Origin of the sequence: Mesorhizobium sp. 2RAF45, from assembly GCF_052115225.1 — a bacterium.
Taxonomy (GTDB): domain Bacteria; phylum Pseudomonadota; class Alphaproteobacteria; order Rhizobiales; family Rhizobiaceae; genus Mesorhizobium; species Mesorhizobium jarvisii.
Genome location: NZ_JBFRGG010000020.1, coordinates 48240 through 66118, shown reverse-complemented (window position 1 = coordinate 66118; position 17879 = coordinate 48240). Strand labels below are relative to the sequence as shown.

The 17879-nt window shown below is 60.6% G+C and carries 19 protein-coding genes; 8 read left to right on the top strand and 11 right to left on the bottom strand.

The features are described 5' to 3' along the window. The first annotated feature begins 36 nt into the window (after positions 1-36). Positions 37-753, top strand: a complete 717-nt coding sequence (locus AB4Z43_RS31225; RefSeq protein WP_441940591.1) for a hypothetical protein — start codon at positions 37-39, stop codon at positions 751-753. Positions 754-1246: 493 nt separating this feature from the next. On the opposite strand, the gene AB4Z43_RS31220 is transcribed toward AB4Z43_RS31225, so the two are convergent. Beyond that, positions 1247-2035 carry a TylF/MycF family methyltransferase gene (locus AB4Z43_RS31220; protein ID WP_441940589.1) on the bottom strand — a complete coding sequence of 263 codons (789 nt, stop codon included), beginning with the start codon at positions 2033-2035 and terminating at the stop codon, positions 1247-1249. Between the two features lie 390 nt (positions 2036-2425). On the opposite strand from AB4Z43_RS31220, the gene AB4Z43_RS31215 reads away from it, so the two are divergent. After that, positions 2426-3220 carry a hypothetical protein gene (locus tag AB4Z43_RS31215; protein ID WP_441940587.1) on the top strand — a complete coding sequence of 265 codons (795 nt, stop codon included), beginning with the start codon at positions 2426-2428 and terminating at the stop codon, positions 3218-3220. A 2341-nt stretch (positions 3221-5561) separates the two neighbouring features. Continuing rightward, positions 5562-6560, top strand: a complete 999-nt coding sequence (dusA, locus tag AB4Z43_RS31210) for a tRNA dihydrouridine(20/20a) synthase DusA (protein ID WP_038646812.1) — start codon at positions 5562-5564, stop codon at positions 6558-6560. A 2-nt stretch (positions 6561-6562) separates the two neighbouring features. Here dusA and AB4Z43_RS31205 read toward each other — a convergent pair whose 3' ends face one another. Continuing rightward, positions 6563-7270: a TIGR02281 family clan AA aspartic protease gene (locus AB4Z43_RS31205; protein WP_038646810.1), complete on the bottom strand. Its 708-nt coding sequence runs from the start codon at positions 7268-7270 to the stop codon at positions 6563-6565. A 112-nt stretch (positions 7271-7382) separates the two neighbouring features. Continuing rightward, positions 7383-7613 (bottom strand): DUF1289 domain-containing protein, encoded by a 231-nt coding sequence (locus tag AB4Z43_RS31200; RefSeq protein ID WP_010909481.1) that lies wholly within the window; start codon positions 7611-7613, stop codon positions 7383-7385. Between the two features lie 197 nt (positions 7614-7810). Between AB4Z43_RS31200 and AB4Z43_RS31195 the strand changes: the two genes are divergently transcribed. Further along, a complete protein-coding gene (locus AB4Z43_RS31195) occupies positions 7811-8809 on the top strand; it encodes a nicotinate-nucleotide--dimethylbenzimidazole phosphoribosyltransferase (protein ID WP_441940586.1) in 999 nt (332 codons plus the stop codon). A 20-nt stretch (positions 8810-8829) separates the two neighbouring features. On the opposite strand, the gene AB4Z43_RS31190 is transcribed toward AB4Z43_RS31195, so the two are convergent. Both AB4Z43_RS31190 and AB4Z43_RS31185 read right to left on the bottom strand, forming a co-directional pair. Further along, positions 8830-9339: a GNAT family N-acetyltransferase gene (locus AB4Z43_RS31190; RefSeq protein ID WP_441940584.1), complete on the bottom strand. Its 510-nt coding sequence runs from the start codon at positions 9337-9339 to the stop codon at positions 8830-8832. 68 nt (positions 9340-9407) lie between these two features. Then, a complete protein-coding gene (locus AB4Z43_RS31185) occupies positions 9408-10928 on the bottom strand; it encodes an ATP-binding protein (protein ID WP_019858130.1) in 1521 nt (506 codons plus the stop codon). A gap of 76 nt (positions 10929-11004) precedes the next feature. Between AB4Z43_RS31185 and AB4Z43_RS31180 the strand changes: the two genes are divergently transcribed. The 4 genes from AB4Z43_RS31180 (at position 11005) to AB4Z43_RS31165 (ending at position 13487) form a co-directional block, all read left to right on the top strand. Next, on the top strand, positions 11005-11628 hold the full coding sequence (locus AB4Z43_RS31180; protein WP_441940582.1) for a thermonuclease family protein: 624 nt from the start codon (positions 11005-11007) through the stop codon (positions 11626-11628). Between the two features lie 34 nt (positions 11629-11662). Beyond that, a complete protein-coding gene (locus AB4Z43_RS31175) occupies positions 11663-12274 on the top strand; it encodes a glutathione S-transferase (RefSeq protein ID WP_441940580.1) in 612 nt (203 codons plus the stop codon). Further along, positions 12214-12888 carry a uracil-DNA glycosylase family protein gene (locus AB4Z43_RS31170; protein WP_441940578.1) on the top strand — a complete coding sequence of 225 codons (675 nt, stop codon included), beginning with the start codon at positions 12214-12216 and terminating at the stop codon, positions 12886-12888. Before AB4Z43_RS31175 ends, AB4Z43_RS31170 begins: the two co-directional genes overlap by 61 nt. A gap of 107 nt (positions 12889-12995) precedes the next feature. After that, positions 12996-13487, top strand: coding sequence for an Lrp/AsnC family transcriptional regulator (locus AB4Z43_RS31165; RefSeq protein ID WP_006205209.1), 492 nt, complete (start codon positions 12996-12998; stop codon positions 13485-13487). A gap of 15 nt (positions 13488-13502) precedes the next feature. On the opposite strand, the gene AB4Z43_RS31160 is transcribed toward AB4Z43_RS31165, so the two are convergent. The 6 genes from AB4Z43_RS31160 to AB4Z43_RS31135 form a co-directional block, all read right to left on the bottom strand. Beyond that, the gene (locus AB4Z43_RS31160) at positions 13503-14066 is read right to left on the bottom strand and encodes a DUF3299 domain-containing protein (RefSeq protein WP_019858125.1); all 564 of its coding nucleotides are present in this window, start codon (positions 14064-14066) and stop codon (positions 13503-13505) included. 45 nt (positions 14067-14111) lie between these two features. Next, positions 14112-14690 carry a GNAT family N-acetyltransferase gene (locus tag AB4Z43_RS31155; RefSeq protein WP_019858124.1) on the bottom strand — a complete coding sequence of 193 codons (579 nt, stop codon included), beginning with the start codon at positions 14688-14690 and terminating at the stop codon, positions 14112-14114. Continuing rightward, positions 14650-15354: a DNA alkylation repair protein gene (locus AB4Z43_RS31150; RefSeq protein ID WP_441940576.1), complete on the bottom strand. Its 705-nt coding sequence runs from the start codon at positions 15352-15354 to the stop codon at positions 14650-14652. The genes AB4Z43_RS31155 and AB4Z43_RS31150 overlap by 41 nt, the downstream gene beginning before the upstream one ends. Before the next feature lie 8 nt (positions 15355-15362). After that, positions 15363-16232, bottom strand: coding sequence for an NAD(P)-dependent oxidoreductase (locus AB4Z43_RS31145; RefSeq protein ID WP_441940574.1), 870 nt, complete (start codon positions 16230-16232; stop codon positions 15363-15365). Positions 16233-16339: 107 nt separating this feature from the next. Continuing rightward, the gene (locus AB4Z43_RS31140) at positions 16340-17161 is read right to left on the bottom strand and encodes an ABC transporter permease (protein ID WP_038646794.1); all 822 of its coding nucleotides are present in this window, start codon (positions 17159-17161) and stop codon (positions 16340-16342) included. Continuing rightward, a complete protein-coding gene (locus AB4Z43_RS31135; RefSeq protein WP_019858121.1) occupies positions 17158-17877 on the bottom strand; it encodes an ABC transporter permease in 720 nt (239 codons plus the stop codon). Before AB4Z43_RS31135 ends, AB4Z43_RS31140 begins: the two co-directional genes overlap by 4 nt. Between the last annotated feature and the right edge of the window lie 2 nt (positions 17878-17879).

Genomic DNA, 17879 nt, shown 5'->3' with positions numbered 1-17879 from the left:
CAGATACTAACTGTCCCACGTGAACCGAGGCGGTACTTGATTCTGATACGCGCTGGTTCCAAGCGCCGCCCCTCCTTGTTTTCTGAGCCTCTGAGTGAGCGCCGGGAGTACGATGTCGGGATAAACTACTATGCAGACCCGCACCCAGATGACGCTTTCCGCACCGGAGCCGAGCTCATTTTTGGCGGCGGTCTCTCAAAGATGCATGGCGCCAAACGGCTATTCGAGGCGACGGGATTGCATAATATCTATGAGGGAGTTTTTTTTCTGGACGATGAYATTGAAATTCTATTTGATCCAGTTGATTTTTTCAAACTTTGCGAAGAATATTCACTGGATATAGCGCAACCGTCTCTCACCCCTGACAGTTCCTGTGTCATCGCGCTTACGCGCCATCACCCTGGTCTAATACTACGGACGACAAACTGGGTCGAGGTGATGGCACCATTCTTCAGACGTGACTTTCTGCGAGAGATGCTTCACTCATTTGATTTGTCAATTTCGGGGTGGGGACTCGATATATATTGGGGTCATCATCTGAAAGAGCGTTGGCGCGCAGGCATCGTTGACAATTTCCTCATCCGGCATACGAACGAATGCAATCCGGATTCAGGGCCGTTTTACGACTATCTTAAAGGAATTGGCGTTAATCCCAGCGGAGAGATGAAGTCAATCCTTACTATGATTGATACAAATCCATATGTGGTCAGACCGATACAATTCGTTTATCATACATACTTCTTCCGAGCTTAGTGGGATGGTCTCGGATTTTTGAGACAGCGGACTAGCCTAACTCAGATCGGGGGGCATTCGTGCCTGGAGCCGATGTAATAATCTTGATGATTAACAATAGGTGATGGAAATTTTCTAAGAGGTAATACGGCTGGGAAAATTGTTGACTAGTGAATAGTAATGTAGGTTCGCTTGCTCAGGCATAGCACTGAAAGCGAAGCGTGGCCGGGCCATGATGAAGCAACTCGCCGCCTACATTTGCAAGAACACGCCGACGCAACTCAAGCGGTAGCGGATTGCCCATCGCAGTCTCCCTTCAGCCGGAATCAATCACGAACTCAAATCAAAGGGAATCTTGAATCCCTTAAATCGCCTTTTGACATAAGTAAACTACAGTAAAGCTGTCGAAAATCAAAGTAGTGATCCTTGCTCCTTCGACTCTTGCTTGCGGGACGTAGAAAACTATGTCGGAATCACCCAGAGAATTGACGGCATATCCCCATGAAAAACCTTGTCAATCGTGATTTGCAGCCTCGGAAACCCTCCACCACACTGCACAKCCGTCGATTGGAATTAATGGCGAGGTAATACCCTCTCTATCCCGGAATTCGTTTACTGCTTGAGCGCATGGGGCGAGAAAGTAATCATCAACAACTACAAATCCACCATATGATAGTTTGCGATAAAGCGATTCGAGAGCTTGAATTGTTGATTCATACATGTCTCCGTCGAGCCTGAGAATCGCTAGCTTTTGTATCGGAGCATTAGGGAGCGTGTCCTTGAACCAGCCCTCAAGAAAGACAACTTGATCGTCAAGCAGGTCATATCTGCGGAAGTTTTCTTCTACGTCCTTCCGGGAAATCGCCAGTTGCGTATGTGTGTGGTGAATGTCCCCAGTGTCCGCCGCGTAGATTTCCGGGCTTGGAGGAGGAAGGCCAGCGAAACTGTCAGCGACGAATACCCGACGTTGGGTCTCTGCGTACGAGGCAAGAATGCCTCTCATAAAAATGCATGCCCCGCCGCGCCAAACTCCGGTCTCAATGAAGTCGCCAGGAATATCATTCAAGATTACAGTTTCGCATAAATGCCGCAGATTGCGCATTCTCGCGGAGCCAATCATAGTTTGCGCCAATCCAGGCCAATCCCGCCCAAGGGCACGCTTGTTCGGATCATATTTCCCACCCGCCCACGGATCAATGGGCGCGTCGCCATATAAGGTTCCGGTGAGTGATGCTTCCAGAACATTAAGATATCTATTCCGCATCTTCATTGCGGTGGTCAAAAAGTCATGATTTTCACTCAACGTTCGTCTCCTTTCTAGATCCTGACACGACTCGGCACCCTCAGGCTGGGAACACACGCGAAGTCCTTGCGTATCAATCGTGCGGAAGAACCAATCCAGTGGAATGGTGCTGCAAGACTTCGATGTTTGGCTCTCTCAAGGCTGAGCAGTCCGATGCTGTACATATGCGAAAAATAGCCTTGCCTCCTCCTGATACCCTATCTGCTCCCCGAGCCCTCTTCATTGGCGGATTGGCATGGTAGTTTAGATCCGGGCGAACGGACATCAGGAATCTAGGTGCGACGGCGAGATTTCGTTACACTCTTTGGACTCTCGGCGGCCGGAGGCTTGATTCCTGCACCGTTGACGCACCGGGACGTCCTCGCGAAGAGCTACGCAGCCATGGCGCCAATGACCACTCTTCCTGCCTCCCTACTCACCGCGCCCATCGAGCTTGCCGGCGACTGGGGCCGCATGCTTGAGGGCGCGGCTGATCAGGTCGTCGAGCGCATGCGGCATGCCTGCCTCGATGGCGTCCGCCTTGTATCCGACCGCCAGCCGACGCGGCTGCGTGTCGACGAACACACTTCTGGCACGCCGGCCATCTGGCTGCATCCGGACGGCACCAGCATGGCCTGGATCATCGTCGACATCGGCGAACGGGACTGGTCAAAGCTCGCCTACCAGTTCGGCCACGAGCTCGGCCATGTGCTCTGCAACAGCTGGCAGCCGGACGCCAAGCCGGCGCCGCCCTGCCAATGGCTCGAGGAAGCCATGGTGGAGGCCCACTCGCTGCGCGGGCTTGGGCGTCTGGCGAGAAGCTGGAAGCAGAACCCGCCCTTCGCCGGCGACAACGCCTTCGGCGATGCCATCGCCCGATACCGCCAGGATATCATCGACCGCTATACGGCTCTCGACGTTAGCCAGGGGCTCACCCGCGACGCCGCGGCATGGTTCACCGATCATCGCGGCGAGATCGAAATGCCCGCCCTTAATCCGTTCGCCCAGGCTATGTCGCTGACCATCCTCGCCGAATACGACCGCGCGCCGGACTGCATCGAGGCGCTGGGGGCACTCAACCGCTGGCCCGGCCGTAGCGGCCTGGCCATTGGTGAATATCTGCGGCAATGGGAGACGAGCTGCGCCGAGCTACAGGCCTCGCCCAGATTACCGGTCCGCCTGCGCGAGCTGTTGCGCATCGTCTGATCAGCAGCAAACCCGCCACCCGCAATCTCCGGAAACCGCGCGGAACCAGCAGGAGGCAAAGGCTTCGCGACGATCGAAAAAGCTCGTGCCGAGCGCGCTTCCACAGCCCGCCTCGGACCGGGGCAAAACTGTCTGGGGCGGGCTTCGGTTCAGCCTTGTCCCCAAAGCGAGCATGGTCTTAATATTCGCTTGCGCTAATATAAAACTGACGTAACGTCACTCCCAGCATCTTGGGGATGCGCAACCGTGGGGAATTACGATGAGAGTGGTTATAGTTTGCGCGGCACTCGTGATCGCTGCGACTGGAGTCGCCGTTGCCAAGGAGAAGAAGGTGGCCGTCAGTGATGCTACGGCCCTTTGCTCTACCAAGCATTCGAGCAAGAGGCCGAGGCCAGAGCTTGACTGCAACTTGACCGGAACAGCGAAATTGCCGGACGGAACAAAGCCGGATAAGCCGCACCTGGGATATGATACCAACCCGTGGATTATAACTGGCCCTTAGGGCCGGTTGACCCAGCCACCGGCTGTCGGTGCTGCGGCAAAGGCTGGTAGAGAGGCTCGACGGTCCGCGCCTCCAGGCGACCGCAGTTGATAACTGCATCATCGCCCTTGTGCGCTCGATCGAGTAGAGGAATATAATCCTCCATTGCGGCGACCGCCAAATGGAGATCGCCAATGGCCAGAGCCACATCTTCCAAGCAGCTATCTCAGGCTGAATGGAGTGCTTGGTGGCGGCGGCGGAAGCGCTCCACAAGAACATCGTGAGGCGGCTTATATCCCCACAACCAGCGAGCACTTCCGAGCTCTCCAAAGGACGCATGAGGCGCTGTTTAAGACGGTAAAGGATGTCACCGGCGACGATCCGCCGCTCATTCAAAGGAATGGGGCAGGTTTCTTTGCCTCCTAGGCCTTTTGTTTTGCGGCCCTGTACTCAGCTTCCCAAGGCAACGCGTCGAAGTCTGGCTTGTAGCCGCCGGCTCTGTRGGCGTCCCGGCTGATGTAACTAGCCTTGGCCCGCTCTACAATGCAGGCAAATGGCGGAATTCCAGGGCACCGGTAAAGGCCTACTGCTTCCATGAGGGTCCTCCATATACGGCCCGGCGCCTATAAGTTGGGATGTGAATAGGAACCGGGCCTAACCGACGGGCTGTTTGTGAGCACGGCGCCGCCGGCTGGTCGACGTATGCGCCAATGTAAATATGCGCGAAGCATGCATATGAAGGACGGGAGGGCCGTTGATGCCCGACAAGCCTGCAATGACCTACTGGTCAACGTCTTCGACAGGCGCACTGGAGCACCGCTGTTCACCACCAAAAGACAAGCAGAAGGCGCTCGATATGGCGTTATCGTCCCATTTCGGGACAGGGGCGCTGGGCATCGATCTTGCGTTGGACCAGGGGCACCGGGTGATCCCGGGCCCTGATCACGCTCCTGATCGGGTAGCAGGCTCGCCGGGCTAGAGGTGGCAGGGGTCTTCGCCCGGCGAGTTGTTGCTACGTCATCCGATCGTTGCACTGGCTAATTTCCGTTGGAGGTTGCCCGGAATGGTGTCCGCCGGACGGTCCGCTTCTCAGGTCTGCCGCACCTCACGCACACGGATCGTCGACTTCCTTATCGTCGGCCATCCGCTCGCGCCTGGCGATTGTGAAAGCGAATACTCGCCCATCATTTTCGTCAGTCACGCGGACCCAATCTTTCTCCCATTTTTGGGAGATTGATCTGCGCGAATTCATGATCAATGCAGCCGCGTCTGGACTACATGCTTCGACCGCCCTCGATCTAATAATTCGATCGAGGCGCATCTCTGCGACATCGTAAATTGGCATAGTACGCCCCCAACAACCCACACTTCCCCAATAGCAGTATTGCTCAGTATAGAAACGGCCGCAAGTGGTGGGCGTTGGACCCGCAAACGTGCGAAATCTTGCTTACGCCAAGGAGCTGGGCGCGAAAGGTTTGGGTTTGCCGGATGCGGCCTTGGAGCGGCGAGGGGACTTGCCTATATCGCACATGTCGTCGATATGAAGGTCGATGAGTTCGCCGAAGAGTTTTTTGGGCGCTGTGCGGAACTTGGTCGGCGTCTCACCGCGATCGACTTGGCACACAGTTCCGGTTGCCCAGCGCCGTGCTGCGTCGGGGCGCAGGAGGGGTCTCGCTGACGTAGCGACCTTTGCGACGGACTTGGAGGCGCCAGGAACCGGACGAGAGTTTTGTGTAGGTGGCCATTTTTTCGTGTGCGCTCCGTGTGCACTGGGAGATCGAAACGTGGCGAAAAGGGTCGTATTCTGGCGTAAAGTGGCGTGGCCGCGCTTTCGACTAACGAATTGATGTTAAAGAAAAAATGCTGAAAAATCAAGAGCATAGACTCGCCGTGGCGCCAATGATGGACTGGACGGACCGGCATTGCCGGTTCTTCCATCGTCAGCTGACGAGCCATGCGCTGCTCTACACCGAAATGGTGGTGGCCGACGCGGTCATACAGGGCGCGCGCGAAAGGCTGCTCGGTTTTGATGCGGTGGAACATCCGGTCGCGCTGCAGATCGGCGGCTCGGATCCGGCGAAACTTGCCGAGGCGGCGCGCATTGGCGAAGCCTTCGGCTATGACGAGATCAACCTCAATGTCGGCTGTCCGTCCGATCGCGTCCAGTCGGGCACGTTCGGCGCTTGCCTGATGAAGGTGCCCGACCTCGTCGCCGACTGCGTCGCGGCAATGAAGGCGGCGGTGGCAATACCCGTCACCGTCAAGTGCCGCATCGGCGTCGACGAACAGGATCCGGAGCCGGCGCTGGATGCGCTGGCGAACGGGGTTTTCACGGCCGGCGCCGACGCCTTGTGGGTGCATGCGCGCAAGGCGTGGCTGGAGGGGTTGAGCCCCAAGGAAAACCGCGACATCCCGCCGCTCGATTATGACAGGGTCTATCGGCTGAAGGCTGGAAAACCGAGCAAATTCATCGGCATCAATGGCGGCATTCAGTCGCTTGAGGAGGCACGCGCGCATCTCGATCATGTCGACAGCGCCATGCTTGGCCGCGCCGCTTACCACACGCCAGGTATTCTGGCGGGCGTCGACGCCGGCTTCTACGGCGCGAAGCCCGAGGCGTTCGATTTCGCCGGACTGATCGATGCCATGGCGGACTATGCGGCGCGCCACATCGAACAGGGCGGGCGGCTCGGCCATGTCACCCGCCACATGGTCGGGTTGTTCCACGGATTGCCGGGTGCTCGCCGTTACCGCCAGATCCTGTCGACCGACGCTAACCGGCCCGGTGCCGGGCCTGACGTGCTGAAGACGGCTTTCGCGGCCGTCGAATTCGGTGGAGGGGCGGCCGAGGCGGCCTGAGCTCAGTCCCGCAGGATCATGCGGTCGCCACGCACGTCGAAGCCCGACAGCGAGCCGATGAAGTTCATGCCGAGCAGGCTCTGGCTCAGCATGCCCGGGGCCGCGACCATCACCGGCATGTCCTTACGCACGATGCCGCCGATCGCCACCGCATCGGTCTTGACCGCGGCGGCGCGCGCCATGCCGTTGGCTGTCGAAACCGGTATCGTGTAATTGAGCGCGGCCGGATTGAAGCCGGCGGCTTGCGCATCTTCCGACGTCAGCACCGTGCTGGTCGCGCCGGTGTCAACAACGGCCCGGATCGGGTTGCCGTTGACCAGGATGCGCGCTTCGAAATGGCCATTGTCGGCCTTGTCGAGGGTCACCGTGGCGTGGCCGTCTTCGACGCCAAGCGCCAGCGGGCTGCCGGGAACGAGACCCGCGGTCACCCGGCTGGCGATGTCTTGCAGTTCGTAGCGGTACTGGTAGCCGGCGATCAGAGCCAGCACGATTGCCGCCCAGGCGCCGAAACTGCGGGCCATGTCGCCCAATGGGCGGCCTGATCGCAGCAGGCCGGCGCCGATCAGGGCGCCGAAGGCGCCAAGCCAGATCAGCCGGCCAAAATCGTAATTCTCGACCCCAAGCGTGCTGCCGGCGGAATCATTGAGCACGAGCAGGGCCGCGCCCACGCCGATCACCGCCATCAGAATCCAGAACAGTCGGCTGCTCATCCGTGCCTCGCTAGAGCAATTCCAGGAAAAGCGTGAACGGTTTTCCCATGAGAATTGCGTTAAAACAAAGAGTTAGTGCGGTTCGCCGTTTTCCGTGAAACGGAGAACTGCCCTAGAGTGCGTCGCGTTCGCGCGCCATGCGGGTGCGGCGCGTTTCGCGGCGCGGCCGGCGCTCGACCGTTTCCAGTCGGGCCGGCAGTTCGGCCATCACATTGCGGCGCGTTTCGGGCGTCATCCCCATCCAGGCGCCGATTTCCTCGCGCGTGCGGCCGCAACCGAAGCAGAAGCCGGTTTTCATGTCGATCGAGCAGACCAGGATGCAGGGGGATTCGATGGCCGTCATGACTTTCTCTCGCGGGATCCGTGCGGACTCCGCTCTTCCACCTCCACATGGTGCAACGGCAAAGCCAATGCAAGCCCTCGCGATCGCGTCTTCCCAGGCCATCTTTGCGGCAATCAAGGCGGATGTTTGGGAGAGGTTGTGCCGATCACGCAACGCGGCTATGCCGCTCACGAAATCCAGGAATGATTGCTCACGACATGACCAGCGCTCTGCCTTTCGACGACTTTCGCAACTTGCTCGACAATCTGCCGGCGGCCGACCTCAAAGCCGAAGCGCGCGTGCGCGCGCTGTTTGCCAAGGCCGACAAGCCAGTGCATTCGCTCGGCCGCATCGAGGACATCGCGGCGTGGCTTGCCGCGTGGAGCGGCCGGGCTCCGCCCGCGGCAACACGGCCGCTGATGGCTGTCTTTGCCGGCAATCACGGCGTGACCCGTCATGGCATTTCGCCGCGCCCGGTGGCGGCAACCGCCAACGCTGTCGAGCTTTGCGCGGCAGGCGGTGCGGCGATCAACCAGATCTGCATTGCCTGTGATCTGGGATTGAAGGTGTTCGATCTTGCCCTGCATATCCCGACCGGCGACATCGCAGAGGATGCCGCGCTTGACGAGCGCGGATGCGCGGCGACCATGGCTTTCGGCATGGAAGCGATCGCGGGCGGCACGGACCTGCTTTGCCTCGGCGATCTCGGCGTCGGCAATTCCACCGTCGCCGCCGCTTTGCTTGCCGCGCTGTTCGGGGGCAGGGGTGCCGACTGGGTTGGCCCGGGATCCGGCGCCGACGCGGCGATGCAGGTCCGCAAGGCCGATGTGGTCGATGCGGCGCTGGCCTTTCACCACGGCCATCTCGACGACCCGCTGGAAGTGCTGCGCCGGGTCGGCGGCCGCGAGTTCGCCGCGATAGCCGGCGCCATTCTCGCCGCGCGGATGCAGAAGATACCCGTGCTGCTCGACGGCTTTGCCGCAACGGCTGCCGCGGCGGTGCTTTATGCCGCGAACCCTGGAGCCCTCGATCACTGTCTTCTCGCCAGCCTGTCGCCGGAGCCCGCGCATGCCAGGGCCGCCGAACTGCTTGGCTTCCGCCCGCTGCTTGACCTCGGCATAAGCCATGGCGAAGGGGCAGGGGCAGCACTTGGCGCGGGCCTGGTCAAGGCGGCGGCGCTGACCAGTTCAGGCATGGCCGCGGCGGTTCGGATCTAGAGGCCTCCCGCCCTGGCGCATCAACGCCTGGGATTGGGGAGACGATAGACGACCGAGGTGTATTTCGGATTGGAGCGCGTCTCGACGATTGAACCGCCAAGGCCTTCCGCAATTCTTCGGCTCGCCATATTCTCTTCGGCGACAGGATATTCGAAGCCATCCGGATCGAGTTCCTCGGACGCCCATGCCACCACGGCGGCGACGGCCTCCCGGCCGATGCCGTTTCCATGGACGTCCTCCCTTATCCAAATTCCGATTTCGGGCCAGGCCGTCTTTGCCGCGTGAAGGCCGACAAGTCCCAGACAGTGATCGTCCACCAGTGAGCGCACAACAAAATGGATCCGATCCTTCAAGGATCGGCGCCAACCAGGATCGCCATACCTCGGCAAAGGCCGTTGATGATCGAGGCGGTTCCCACTGCATGAAACGGGTGATTGCGGGCGTGATGGCGGCAAAGACTTCGTCAGCATCAACGGCCGTAAAGAGCTTGAGGCGAAGCCGTTGCGATTTGATTTCGACGCTGCTGGCATCCCAATCTGCGGTCATTGCGGTCCGCGGTCCCCTTTGAGGCGGAATGGAGGCAAGTCGCTGGGGTCGCCTACCGCCGTCGCGCCGCCACCGCCGCGGTTGGCAGGGCCGGCAGTTCTTCCATCACCCGGCTCAGCGGGAAGATGGCAATCGCCTCCGTGCCTTCACGCAGCTTGGAATGAAGCTCGAACTCGCCGCCATGCATGGCAAGCAGGCCTTGCACGATCGGCAGGCCGAGCCCGGTGCCTTGTTCGGCGCTCTTGATGGCGATCGAGCCCTGGCCGAAAGCGGAGAGCACGACCGGGATCTCGTCCTCGGGAATCCCCGGACCATTGTCCTTGACGGAGATGTATTGCCCGCCACCCGCCGTCCAGCCGACACGGACGCGGATCTCGCCGCCGGTGGCAGTGAACTTTATGGCATTGGACAGAAGGTTGAGCGTGATCTGGCGTACGGCACGCTCGTCGGCGAACAGTCGCGGCAATGTCTGTTCGAAATCCTGGATGACGCGGATATCCTTGTTGCGCGCCTTCAACTCCATCATGTGGCAGCAATCCTCGACGATGTTCAGCAGCATCACCGGCTCTTCGTTGAGCTGGTAGCGACCGGCCTCGATGCGCGACAGGTCGAGGATCTCGTTGATCAGGTCGAGGAGGTGCTGGCCGGAATCATGCACGTCATGGGCATAGTCGCGATAGGTGGGATTGCTCATCGGCCCCAGCACTTCGTTCGCCATCACCTCGGAAAAGCCGAGAATGGCGTTGAGCGGCGTGCGCAATTCATGGCTCATCGAAGCGAGGAAACGCGACTTTGCCAGATTGGCATCCTCGGCCCGCCGCCGCGCCTCGTCCGACATGGACTTCGCTGTCTCCAGTTCGGCGATCAACGCATCCTTTTCGGAGCGGAACGACAACACCATCAGCGAGGCGCGGTTGAGCTGACGGGCGACATAGACGAAGAAAGGCAGCGACAGGACAAGCAGCCCGGCCAGGACCGCCTCGACCGGCATCCACAGCTTGGTAGCGACGTAGGCATAGAGCGCCACCGGCACGGCGAAAGTCGCCAGCAACGCGCCGCTCAGCGATGAAGCCATGAGCGCCGTCCCGGCCATGGCAAAAAGCAGCACCACCGCCTTGACCACCTGGAACTGATCGACCTGGCAGGCGCCGCAGCCGAGCAAGACGAACCAGCCCCAGCCGAGGCCACAAAGGAAATGGCCGAGCAGGAATTCCCGTCGCGTTTGCAGGGGGTTAAGCTCGGCAGCTTCCGTGCGCTCGATGCGCCGCGCCATGAAGGCGACGATCGTATAGCAAATGAGCGTGAACAACGCCCAGAGCCCGATCTCATTGCCGACGCCGGCGAGCCAGCCGGCAGCGGCGATCGCCAGCACGAGCAACGGGATCGCCACGGCGCCGCTTGTCATGGCGCCGGCGTGGAGTTTCAACAATTCGCGGTCGAAATCGGGATTGCCGGCTTGCTGCGAAAGACGGTCGCGCGTCTTGCGCACCGCACGCGCGACATCGCTGTTGCGATGCCGTTTCCTGCGGTCCACAATGAACTTGTCCGCTGTGTTCGAGCGTTGCAAGGGCATCAAAAACTTCAAATTATTCGTGCAGCGGTTCCAAGGTGTTAAGCTACGTTCGAATGATTAACCAACCGTTTGCCATATGAGCCGTTCCTGGCCGCCAAGATCGCGCCGGCGGTACGCGGCGCCGCGCCCGAGAAGCCTGTGGCGCAAGGTGTTGGACTATGGTCTGGCCATCATCATTCTGGGACTGCTGATCCTGTTGGCGGCGCGCCTCGATCGGGTGGAGACGCGCCAGACCCAAGGCGCTGCCATGATCAATGATGGCGATTCGATCACGCTCGGCGCCGAGCGCATCCGCATGCGCGGCATCGACGCCCCGGAATACACCCAGACCTGCCGCAAGAACGGCGCCGACTATGCCTGTGGCACGCTTGCGCGCCAGTCGCTGGTGCGTCTGATCGCGGGCAGGCCCGTTACCTGCAGCGGCTGGCAGCGGGATCGCTATGGCCGGTTGCTTGGCGACTGCAAGGCCGGCGGCACCGACCTCAACCGCGCTCAGGTCGAGGCGGGCTGGGCGGTCGCCTTTGGCGACTTCGAAAGTGAGGAAGCGACCGCCCGGGCCGCCAAGGTCGGTATCTGGGCGGGTACGTTCGACCAGCCGCAGGACTGGCGCGACAGCCATCACGGCGAGGTGGTGGAGCGAAAACATGGCACGCTGGCGTCGATCGGCGACGCCGTGCGGGAGATTTTTCGCTTCTGGTAAGGCGTATCGGCTTGGAAGGAAAGGGAGGATCGAAATGAAGCTCTTCGACGGTGGCCGGGCGCCCAATCCGCGGCGGGTACGCGTCTTCCTCGCCGAAAAGGGGATCGCGGTTCCGCTGGTGCCCGTCGACATGGGCGCGCTGGAGCACAAGGGCCAAACGGTGAGCTCTCGCAACCCCTTGATGCGCCTGCCGGTGCTGGAGCTTGACGATGGCACCGTCATCACCGAATCCGTCGCCATCTGCCGGTATTTCGAGGAGTTGCATCCGGAGCCGGCCCTGTTCGGACGCGGCGCGCTCGGCAAGGCACAGGTCGAGATGTGGCAGAGGCGGATGGAGTTCAACCTGCTCGGCTGCGTCGCGCAGGCCTTTCGCCATATCCATCCGGCCATGAAGGAATGGGAAATCCCGCAAATCCCCGAATGGGGCGAGGCCAACAAGCCGAAGGCGTTGGAGTTCCTGAAACTCCTCAATGGCGAGTTGGCGAAGCGGGAATTCGCCGCCGGCGACGGCTATTCGATTGCCGATATCACCGGCCTGATCGCCATCGACTTCATGAAGCCGGCGCGCATCAAGGTGCCGGAGGAGTGGACCAATGTCTTGCGTTGGCATCAGGCGATCTCCAGCCGGCCGAGTGCCGCCGCTTGAGCCTGGAACTGGACAATTTTGCCGCAAAAGTCCGGGCTTGCCGCATCTGTGCCGAAAGCCCCGTCGGAAAGCCGCTGCCGCATGAGCCGCGGCCCGTGCTGCGGCCCTCGTCCAGTGCCCGCATCCTGATTGCCAGCCAGGCGCCGGGAACCAAGGTGCACCTGTCGGGCATGCCGTTCACCGATGCTTCGGGCGACCGCCTGCGCAGCTGGCTCGGCGTGACCAGCGACGAGTTCTACGACATCGAGAAATTCGCCATCGTGCCGATGGGCTTCTGCTTTCCCGGCCAGGATGCCAAGGGTGGTGACCTGCCGCCAAGGCGCGAATGCGCGCCGGCCTGGCGTGCGCCCCTGATGGCGCTGATGCCTCGGATCGACCTGGTGCTGACGATCGGCATCTACGCGCAGTCCTGGCATATGGGCGCCGCGCGCCGCCCTTCGCTGACCGAAACGGTGATGGACTGGCGCGCCATCTGGGAGAATTCAGTCGGCGCAAAAGTGCTGCCGCTGCCGCATCCATCCTGGCGCAACAGCGGCTGGCTGAAGCAGAATCCGTGGTTTGAAATGGATTTGCTGCCTTTCCTGCGCTCGGAAATCCGCTATCGCCTTGGCTAGGCATTCAGCAAGAAATCACTCGCTTTCATAGTGATTGGCAGAATTTCTTTCTTGTGAAAGCCCCGAATAAAGGGGAATATAGCCAAACTATTCCTCAGGAGCCTCTAATGGACCGCCTTGACCGAAAAATTCTCCGCCTCCTGCAGGAGGACGCTACCCTCGCGGTGGCCGATGTCGCCAAGAAAGTCGGCCTGTCGACCACGCCCTGCTGGCGCCGCATCCAAAAGCTCGAGGAGGAGGGCGTCATCAAGCGGCGCGTCGCCATTCTCGACCACGAGAAGGTCAATGTGCGGGTCACCGTTTTTGTCTCCATCCGCACGAATTCGCACAGCCACGAATGGCTGCGCCGCTTTTCCGAGGTCATCCAAGAGTTTCCCGAGGTGGTCGAGTTCTACCGCATGAGCGGCGACGTCGACTATCTCTTGCGTGTCGTGGTGCCCGACATCGCCGCCTACGACGCCTTCTACAAGCGGCTGATCGCCAAGATCGAAATCCGTGACGTGTCGTCGTCCTTCGCCATGGAGCAGATAAAGTACACGACCGAAATCCCGCTCGACTACATGGTGCTGGACAAGGAATCCGGCGCCAACGCCGCCTGAGCGGGCGCCGCCCGCTCAGTTCTTCTTCTTGTTGAGGAAACTCCAGGGCGAGTTCACCGGCAGGGTGACGGTGTCCGGCACGGTGTCGACGCCGATCACATCCGCCTTGCGCACGCTGTAACCGGACTGGATGACGCTGACGCCATCCAAAATGAACAACTGGCTTTTCTCCATGTCCGGTTTCAGAGCGCCGGTGATGGCGACCGACTGGTAGGCTTGCGACATCTTGTAGGGATGGGCTGGCGTGACCAGCACGATCTGATTGGGCGGCGGCGTCGGCATGTGGCTGCACGCGCCCGTCCATGGCACCAGCAGGAACTGATAGACGAGGTCACCATCGCGATCGACCGGCAATGCATAGCCGGCTAATTGTATGGTCTTGTCCTGCAGGCCGACGGACAGTGTCTCGCCATGATCCGGCAGTTTAGCCGCGATCATCGGCAGGCCTGCGTCTTCGGCGACCGCCTGGGTCGCCGGGCGCAAGTCCTTCCAGAAGATGTGCATGGTTTCGGCCGAGGCGCCGGCCGCGCAGAGAGACAACGCGGCCGCAAGCCCTGTGATTGACGTGAAATGGTTCATGGCCGCTCCCTTTGCAGGCGAGTAAAGACGCCATGCCAAATGACGTCAATGCTCGAGCCGCATCACATGTCGGCGAGAACCGGCCATGCCGGGCTCGTGGAAGCCGCGCGACGCGAACATGTCGCGAAAGCCCATGAAACGGTAGCTCGGCGACGCTTCGGCCACGGGATAGGCCTCGATGATGCGCGCGCCCTTGGCAAAGGCATGATCGATGGCTGCATCAAGTAAGGCCGAAGCAAGGCCGCCGCCGCGCAAAGCCCTCGGCACATAGAAGCAGACGATCGACCATACACCCGTCTCGCTGTCATCCTGCCGCTTTGAAAGCTTGCGATAGGTCTCGCGCGGAGCGACCGAACACCAGGCAATGGTCTTGCCGTCGATCTCAGCGAGGATGCCGACAGGGGTTCCGGCATCGATGAGCGTCATCATCTGCCGCTTCTTCTCGTCGTTCTGGATATGCTCGCGGCCAGAGTGCCGCCAGGCCATGCACCAGCAGTATTTTGGCGCACCTGGCTGCTCGAACAACGTCTCGAATCTGCCACGGGTCGCCAGCGTCACCTCGGTAAAGCGGATATTGGCGAGGTCAAATTTTTCTGGCGGCGATCCGCGCGAGCGTTTTGGCATCGGTCAGTTCCTTCACGGCATTCTTGCCGTTCCAGCGTGCCGTCTTGTCGGTCGATCGCGCGAGCCTTTCGGCGACAGCAAGGGCAGCACCGTGCATAGCCATCGATCGCTTGCCGATCGAACGAAGCGCCCAGTTCACAGCCTTCTTGACGAAATTGCGCTCGTCAGTGGCATGCGCTTCGATGATCGGCAGGAAGGCGAGAAAAGTCGCCTCCGGCTCTTCCTTGCGGTGCACGACAGACCAGGCCATCATGGCGAAAGCCGTGCGTCGAACGAATTCCCGTTCATCGGCCGCGAACTCGCCGATCAGCTCTTTCCAGGCGTCCGTGTCGACGAAGAGATCCGAGACGCCATCGACAATATCCCAGGAGTCGAAACTCGACGCCCATTGCCTGGCATCCCTGGCGGAAAACCGCTTCGGGTCGGCCGTGACGGAAGCGATGAACTGCGCCTCCATGATGCCTGACGCCCACAGCTCAAAGGCGCGCTCGTGGTTGCGTTTGATCTTCCGGGCGATCTGCCGCTGAATGCCATGCGGAATTCCAAGCGCGCGGTCGATCTTGATGCCGTAGCGCAGCATGCCGAGACGATTTTCCTCCGAGCCGATCGAGCGCAGATGCTCGACGATTTCGTCGGCATTCGATTGGGGCGAAAGCTCGGCCATCGCGACCCCTACTTCTCCAGGCGCGCCAGCAGCGAGGACGTGTCCCAGCGCTTGCCGCCCATGGCCTGCACATCCTTGTAGAACTGGTCGACAAGCGCGGTCACCGGCAGTTTGGCGCCGTTGCGGTCGGCCTCCGCCAGGCAGATGCCGAGATCCTTGCGCATCCAGTCGACGGCAAAGCCGAAATCATATTTGCCGGCATTCATCGTCTTGTGGCGGTTTTCCATCTGCCAGGAACCGGCGGCCCCCTTGGAAATCACCTCGATCACCTTCTCGATGTCGAGCCCGGCGTTCTTGCCGAAATGGATACCCTCCGACAATCCCTGCACCAGCCCGGCGATGCAGATCTGGTTGATCATCTTGGTGAGCTGGCCAGCGCCCGCCGACCCCATCAGCCCGACCATGCGGGCATAGGCGTCGATAACGGGCCTCGCTCTGTCGAAGGCAGCCTGGTCGCCGCCGACCATGACGGTCAGCACGCCGTTCTCGGCGCCGGCCTGGCCACCGGAGACCGGCGCGTCGAGAAATGAAAATCCACCTGCCTCCGCTGCTGCCGCCAGTTCGCGCGCGACTTCCGCCGAAGCGGTGGTGTTGTCGATGAAGACCGAACCTTTCTTCATCGATTTGAAGGCGCCTTCGGGACCTGTCGTCACCGAGCGCAGATCGTCGTCATTGCCTACGCAGGAAAAGACGAAGTCCTTGTCCTTCGCGGCTTCCGCCGGCGTCACCGCATGGCTGCCGCCATGCTGGCCGACCCATTGCTCGGCCTTGGCCTTGGTGCGGTTATAGACGGTGACGTCGTGGCCACCCTTGTTCCTGAGGTGCGCGGCCATGGGGTAGCCCATAACGCCAAGACCGAGAAATGCCACAGATGCCATAAGCTTGCCCTTCAGACGGAAACGAAATTGCTGCGGAAGCTCTAGGCCCTGCGCTCAATTCGTCAAGACGCCTGTGGTCTGATCGACTGGCACAGGCGAAAAACGGGTCACCGCTTCAGGTGGATGGTGATCCGGCGCTCGATCCATTCGATCGCATGGCGCAACAACTCGACCATCACCAGGTACACCAGGGCCACCCAGATATAGGCCTGGATGTCGAAGGAATTGGCAAAGGCGAGTTTTGCATTGCCCATCAGGTCGTAGACGGTGATGATGGCGACGATGGCGGATGCCTTGACCATCAGGATCAGCTCGTTGCCGTAGGGCCGCAAGGCGACGATCAGAGCTTGCGGCAGGACGATCTTGCGCAGCGTCTGCAATTTGTGCAGGCCGAGGGAGGCGGCGCCTTCCCATTGGCCCCTGGGCACGCTTTCGATGGCGCCGCGCAGGATTTCGGCCTGGTAGGCGGCGGTGTTGAGCGCAAAGGCGAAGACGCCGCAGTTGAAGGCGTCCTTGAAGAAATCCCAAAGCCCGATCATCTGGAGCTCCGGTCTGAACGACCCTAGCCCGTAATAGACCAGAAAGGTCTGAACCAGCAGTGGCGTGCCCCGGAAGAAATAGACGTAACAGTAGGCAAGACCGGACAGGATCCGGTTCCTGGACATACGCCCGTAAGCAACGGGCATGGACAGGACGGCGCCAAGCACCATCGAAATGGCGACCAGTGACAGGGTAACGCCCAGTCCGCGCAGATAGGCCGGCGCATATTTGGCGAAGAAGGCCGGGTTCCAGGCAAAAAACAGATAGCTGACGATGCCGAGGCCAAAGGCGATCCACAGGCAGACCAGCGCGTAGCCGACGATGCGCGGTCGCGGCCAGCCGCGGGTCCGCGGTGGCGGCCGTTCGACCATGGCGGCGGTGGCGCTCATCGTTGTGCCTCCCGTTTGCCAAGCGAGCGCAAGATGGCACTGGTGGCGAAGGATGACACGACGGCCAGACCGAGAAAGACCAGAGCCGCAATGCTGTAAAACAGGAACGAATGCTTGGTGACGCGAGCCGCCACGCCGGCATTGCGCAGTGTCTCGGCAAGACCGACGACCGAAACCAGCGACGTGTCCTTGAGAAGGCTAAGCCAGCAATTCTCGAGACCGGGGAAGGCAATGCGCAGCAGCTGCGGCAAAATCACCAGTCGCATGGTCTGCCATTTGGACAAACCAATGGAATAACCACCCTCATACTGACCCTTCGGGATGGCGCGGAAGGCCGAGAGGAAAACCTCGCTGGCATAGGACGAGAAGATCAGCGAGAGCACGATCATGCCAGCGACGAAGCTGTTGACGTCGATGGTCGCTTCGGGGCGGAAATACCGGATGAGATGCTGCAGCAGGATTGGCATGCCGAAGAAGAACAGGAAAAGCGTCACCAGTTCCGGCAGGCCGCGAAAGACCGTGGTGTAGATATTGGCGGCGAGGCGAAGCGACGGCTCCTCGGATTGCTTGCCCAGCGCAATGAAAAAACCGATCGCCAACCCAATGGGGAGCGTCGCCAGCGCAAGCAGAACCGTTACAATGACGCCATAGGCAATGTCGTCACTCCAGCCATCAGGTCCCCAACTGAGAAGTGTCCATATGCTTTGGGCTGGCATTG

Bases quoted from the DNA above. Each gene is read 5' to 3' on its own strand.
- AB4Z43_RS31215 (WP_441940587.1), top strand. From the start codon at position 2,426: ATGACCACTCTTCCTGCCTCCCTACTCACCGCGCCCATCGAGCTTGCC.
- dusA (WP_038646812.1), top strand. From the start codon at position 5,562: ATGCTGAAAAATCAAGAGCATAGACTCGCCGTGGCGCCAATGATGGAC.
- AB4Z43_RS31205 (WP_038646810.1), bottom strand. From the start codon at position 7,270: ATGAGCAGCCGACTGTTCTGGATTCTGATGGCGGTGATCGGCGTGGGC.
- AB4Z43_RS31200 (WP_010909481.1), bottom strand. From the start codon at position 7,613: ATGACGGCCATCGAATCCCCCTGCATCCTGGTCTGCTCGATCGACATG.
- AB4Z43_RS31195 (WP_441940586.1), top strand. From the start codon at position 7,811: ATGACCAGCGCTCTGCCTTTCGACGACTTTCGCAACTTGCTCGACAAT.
- AB4Z43_RS31190 (WP_441940584.1), bottom strand. From the start codon at position 9,339: ATGCCAGCAGCGTCGAAATCAAATCGCAACGGCTTCGCCTCAAGCTCT.
- AB4Z43_RS31185 (WP_019858130.1), bottom strand. From the start codon at position 10,928: ATGCCCTTGCAACGCTCGAACACAGCGGACAAGTTCATTGTGGACCGC.
- AB4Z43_RS31180 (WP_441940582.1), top strand. From the start codon at position 11,005: ATGAGCCGTTCCTGGCCGCCAAGATCGCGCCGGCGGTACGCGGCGCCG.
- AB4Z43_RS31175 (WP_441940580.1), top strand. From the start codon at position 11,663: ATGAAGCTCTTCGACGGTGGCCGGGCGCCCAATCCGCGGCGGGTACGC.
- AB4Z43_RS31165 (WP_006205209.1), top strand. From the start codon at position 12,996: ATGGACCGCCTTGACCGAAAAATTCTCCGCCTCCTGCAGGAGGACGCT.
- AB4Z43_RS31160 (WP_019858125.1), bottom strand. From the start codon at position 14,066: ATGAACCATTTCACGTCAATCACAGGGCTTGCGGCCGCGTTGTCTCTC.
- AB4Z43_RS31155 (WP_019858124.1), bottom strand. From the start codon at position 14,690: ATGCCAAAACGCTCGCGCGGATCGCCGCCAGAAAAATTTGACCTCGCC.
- AB4Z43_RS31150 (WP_441940576.1), bottom strand. From the start codon at position 15,354: ATGGCCGAGCTTTCGCCCCAATCGAATGCCGACGAAATCGTCGAGCAT.
- AB4Z43_RS31145 (WP_441940574.1), bottom strand. From the start codon at position 16,232: ATGGCATCTGTGGCATTTCTCGGTCTTGGCGTTATGGGCTACCCCATG.
- AB4Z43_RS31140 (WP_038646794.1), bottom strand. From the start codon at position 17,161: ATGAGCGCCACCGCCGCCATGGTCGAACGGCCGCCACCGCGGACCCGC.
- AB4Z43_RS31135 (WP_019858121.1), bottom strand. From the start codon at position 17,877: ATGCCAGCCCAAAGCATATGGACACTTCTCAGTTGGGGACCTGATGGC.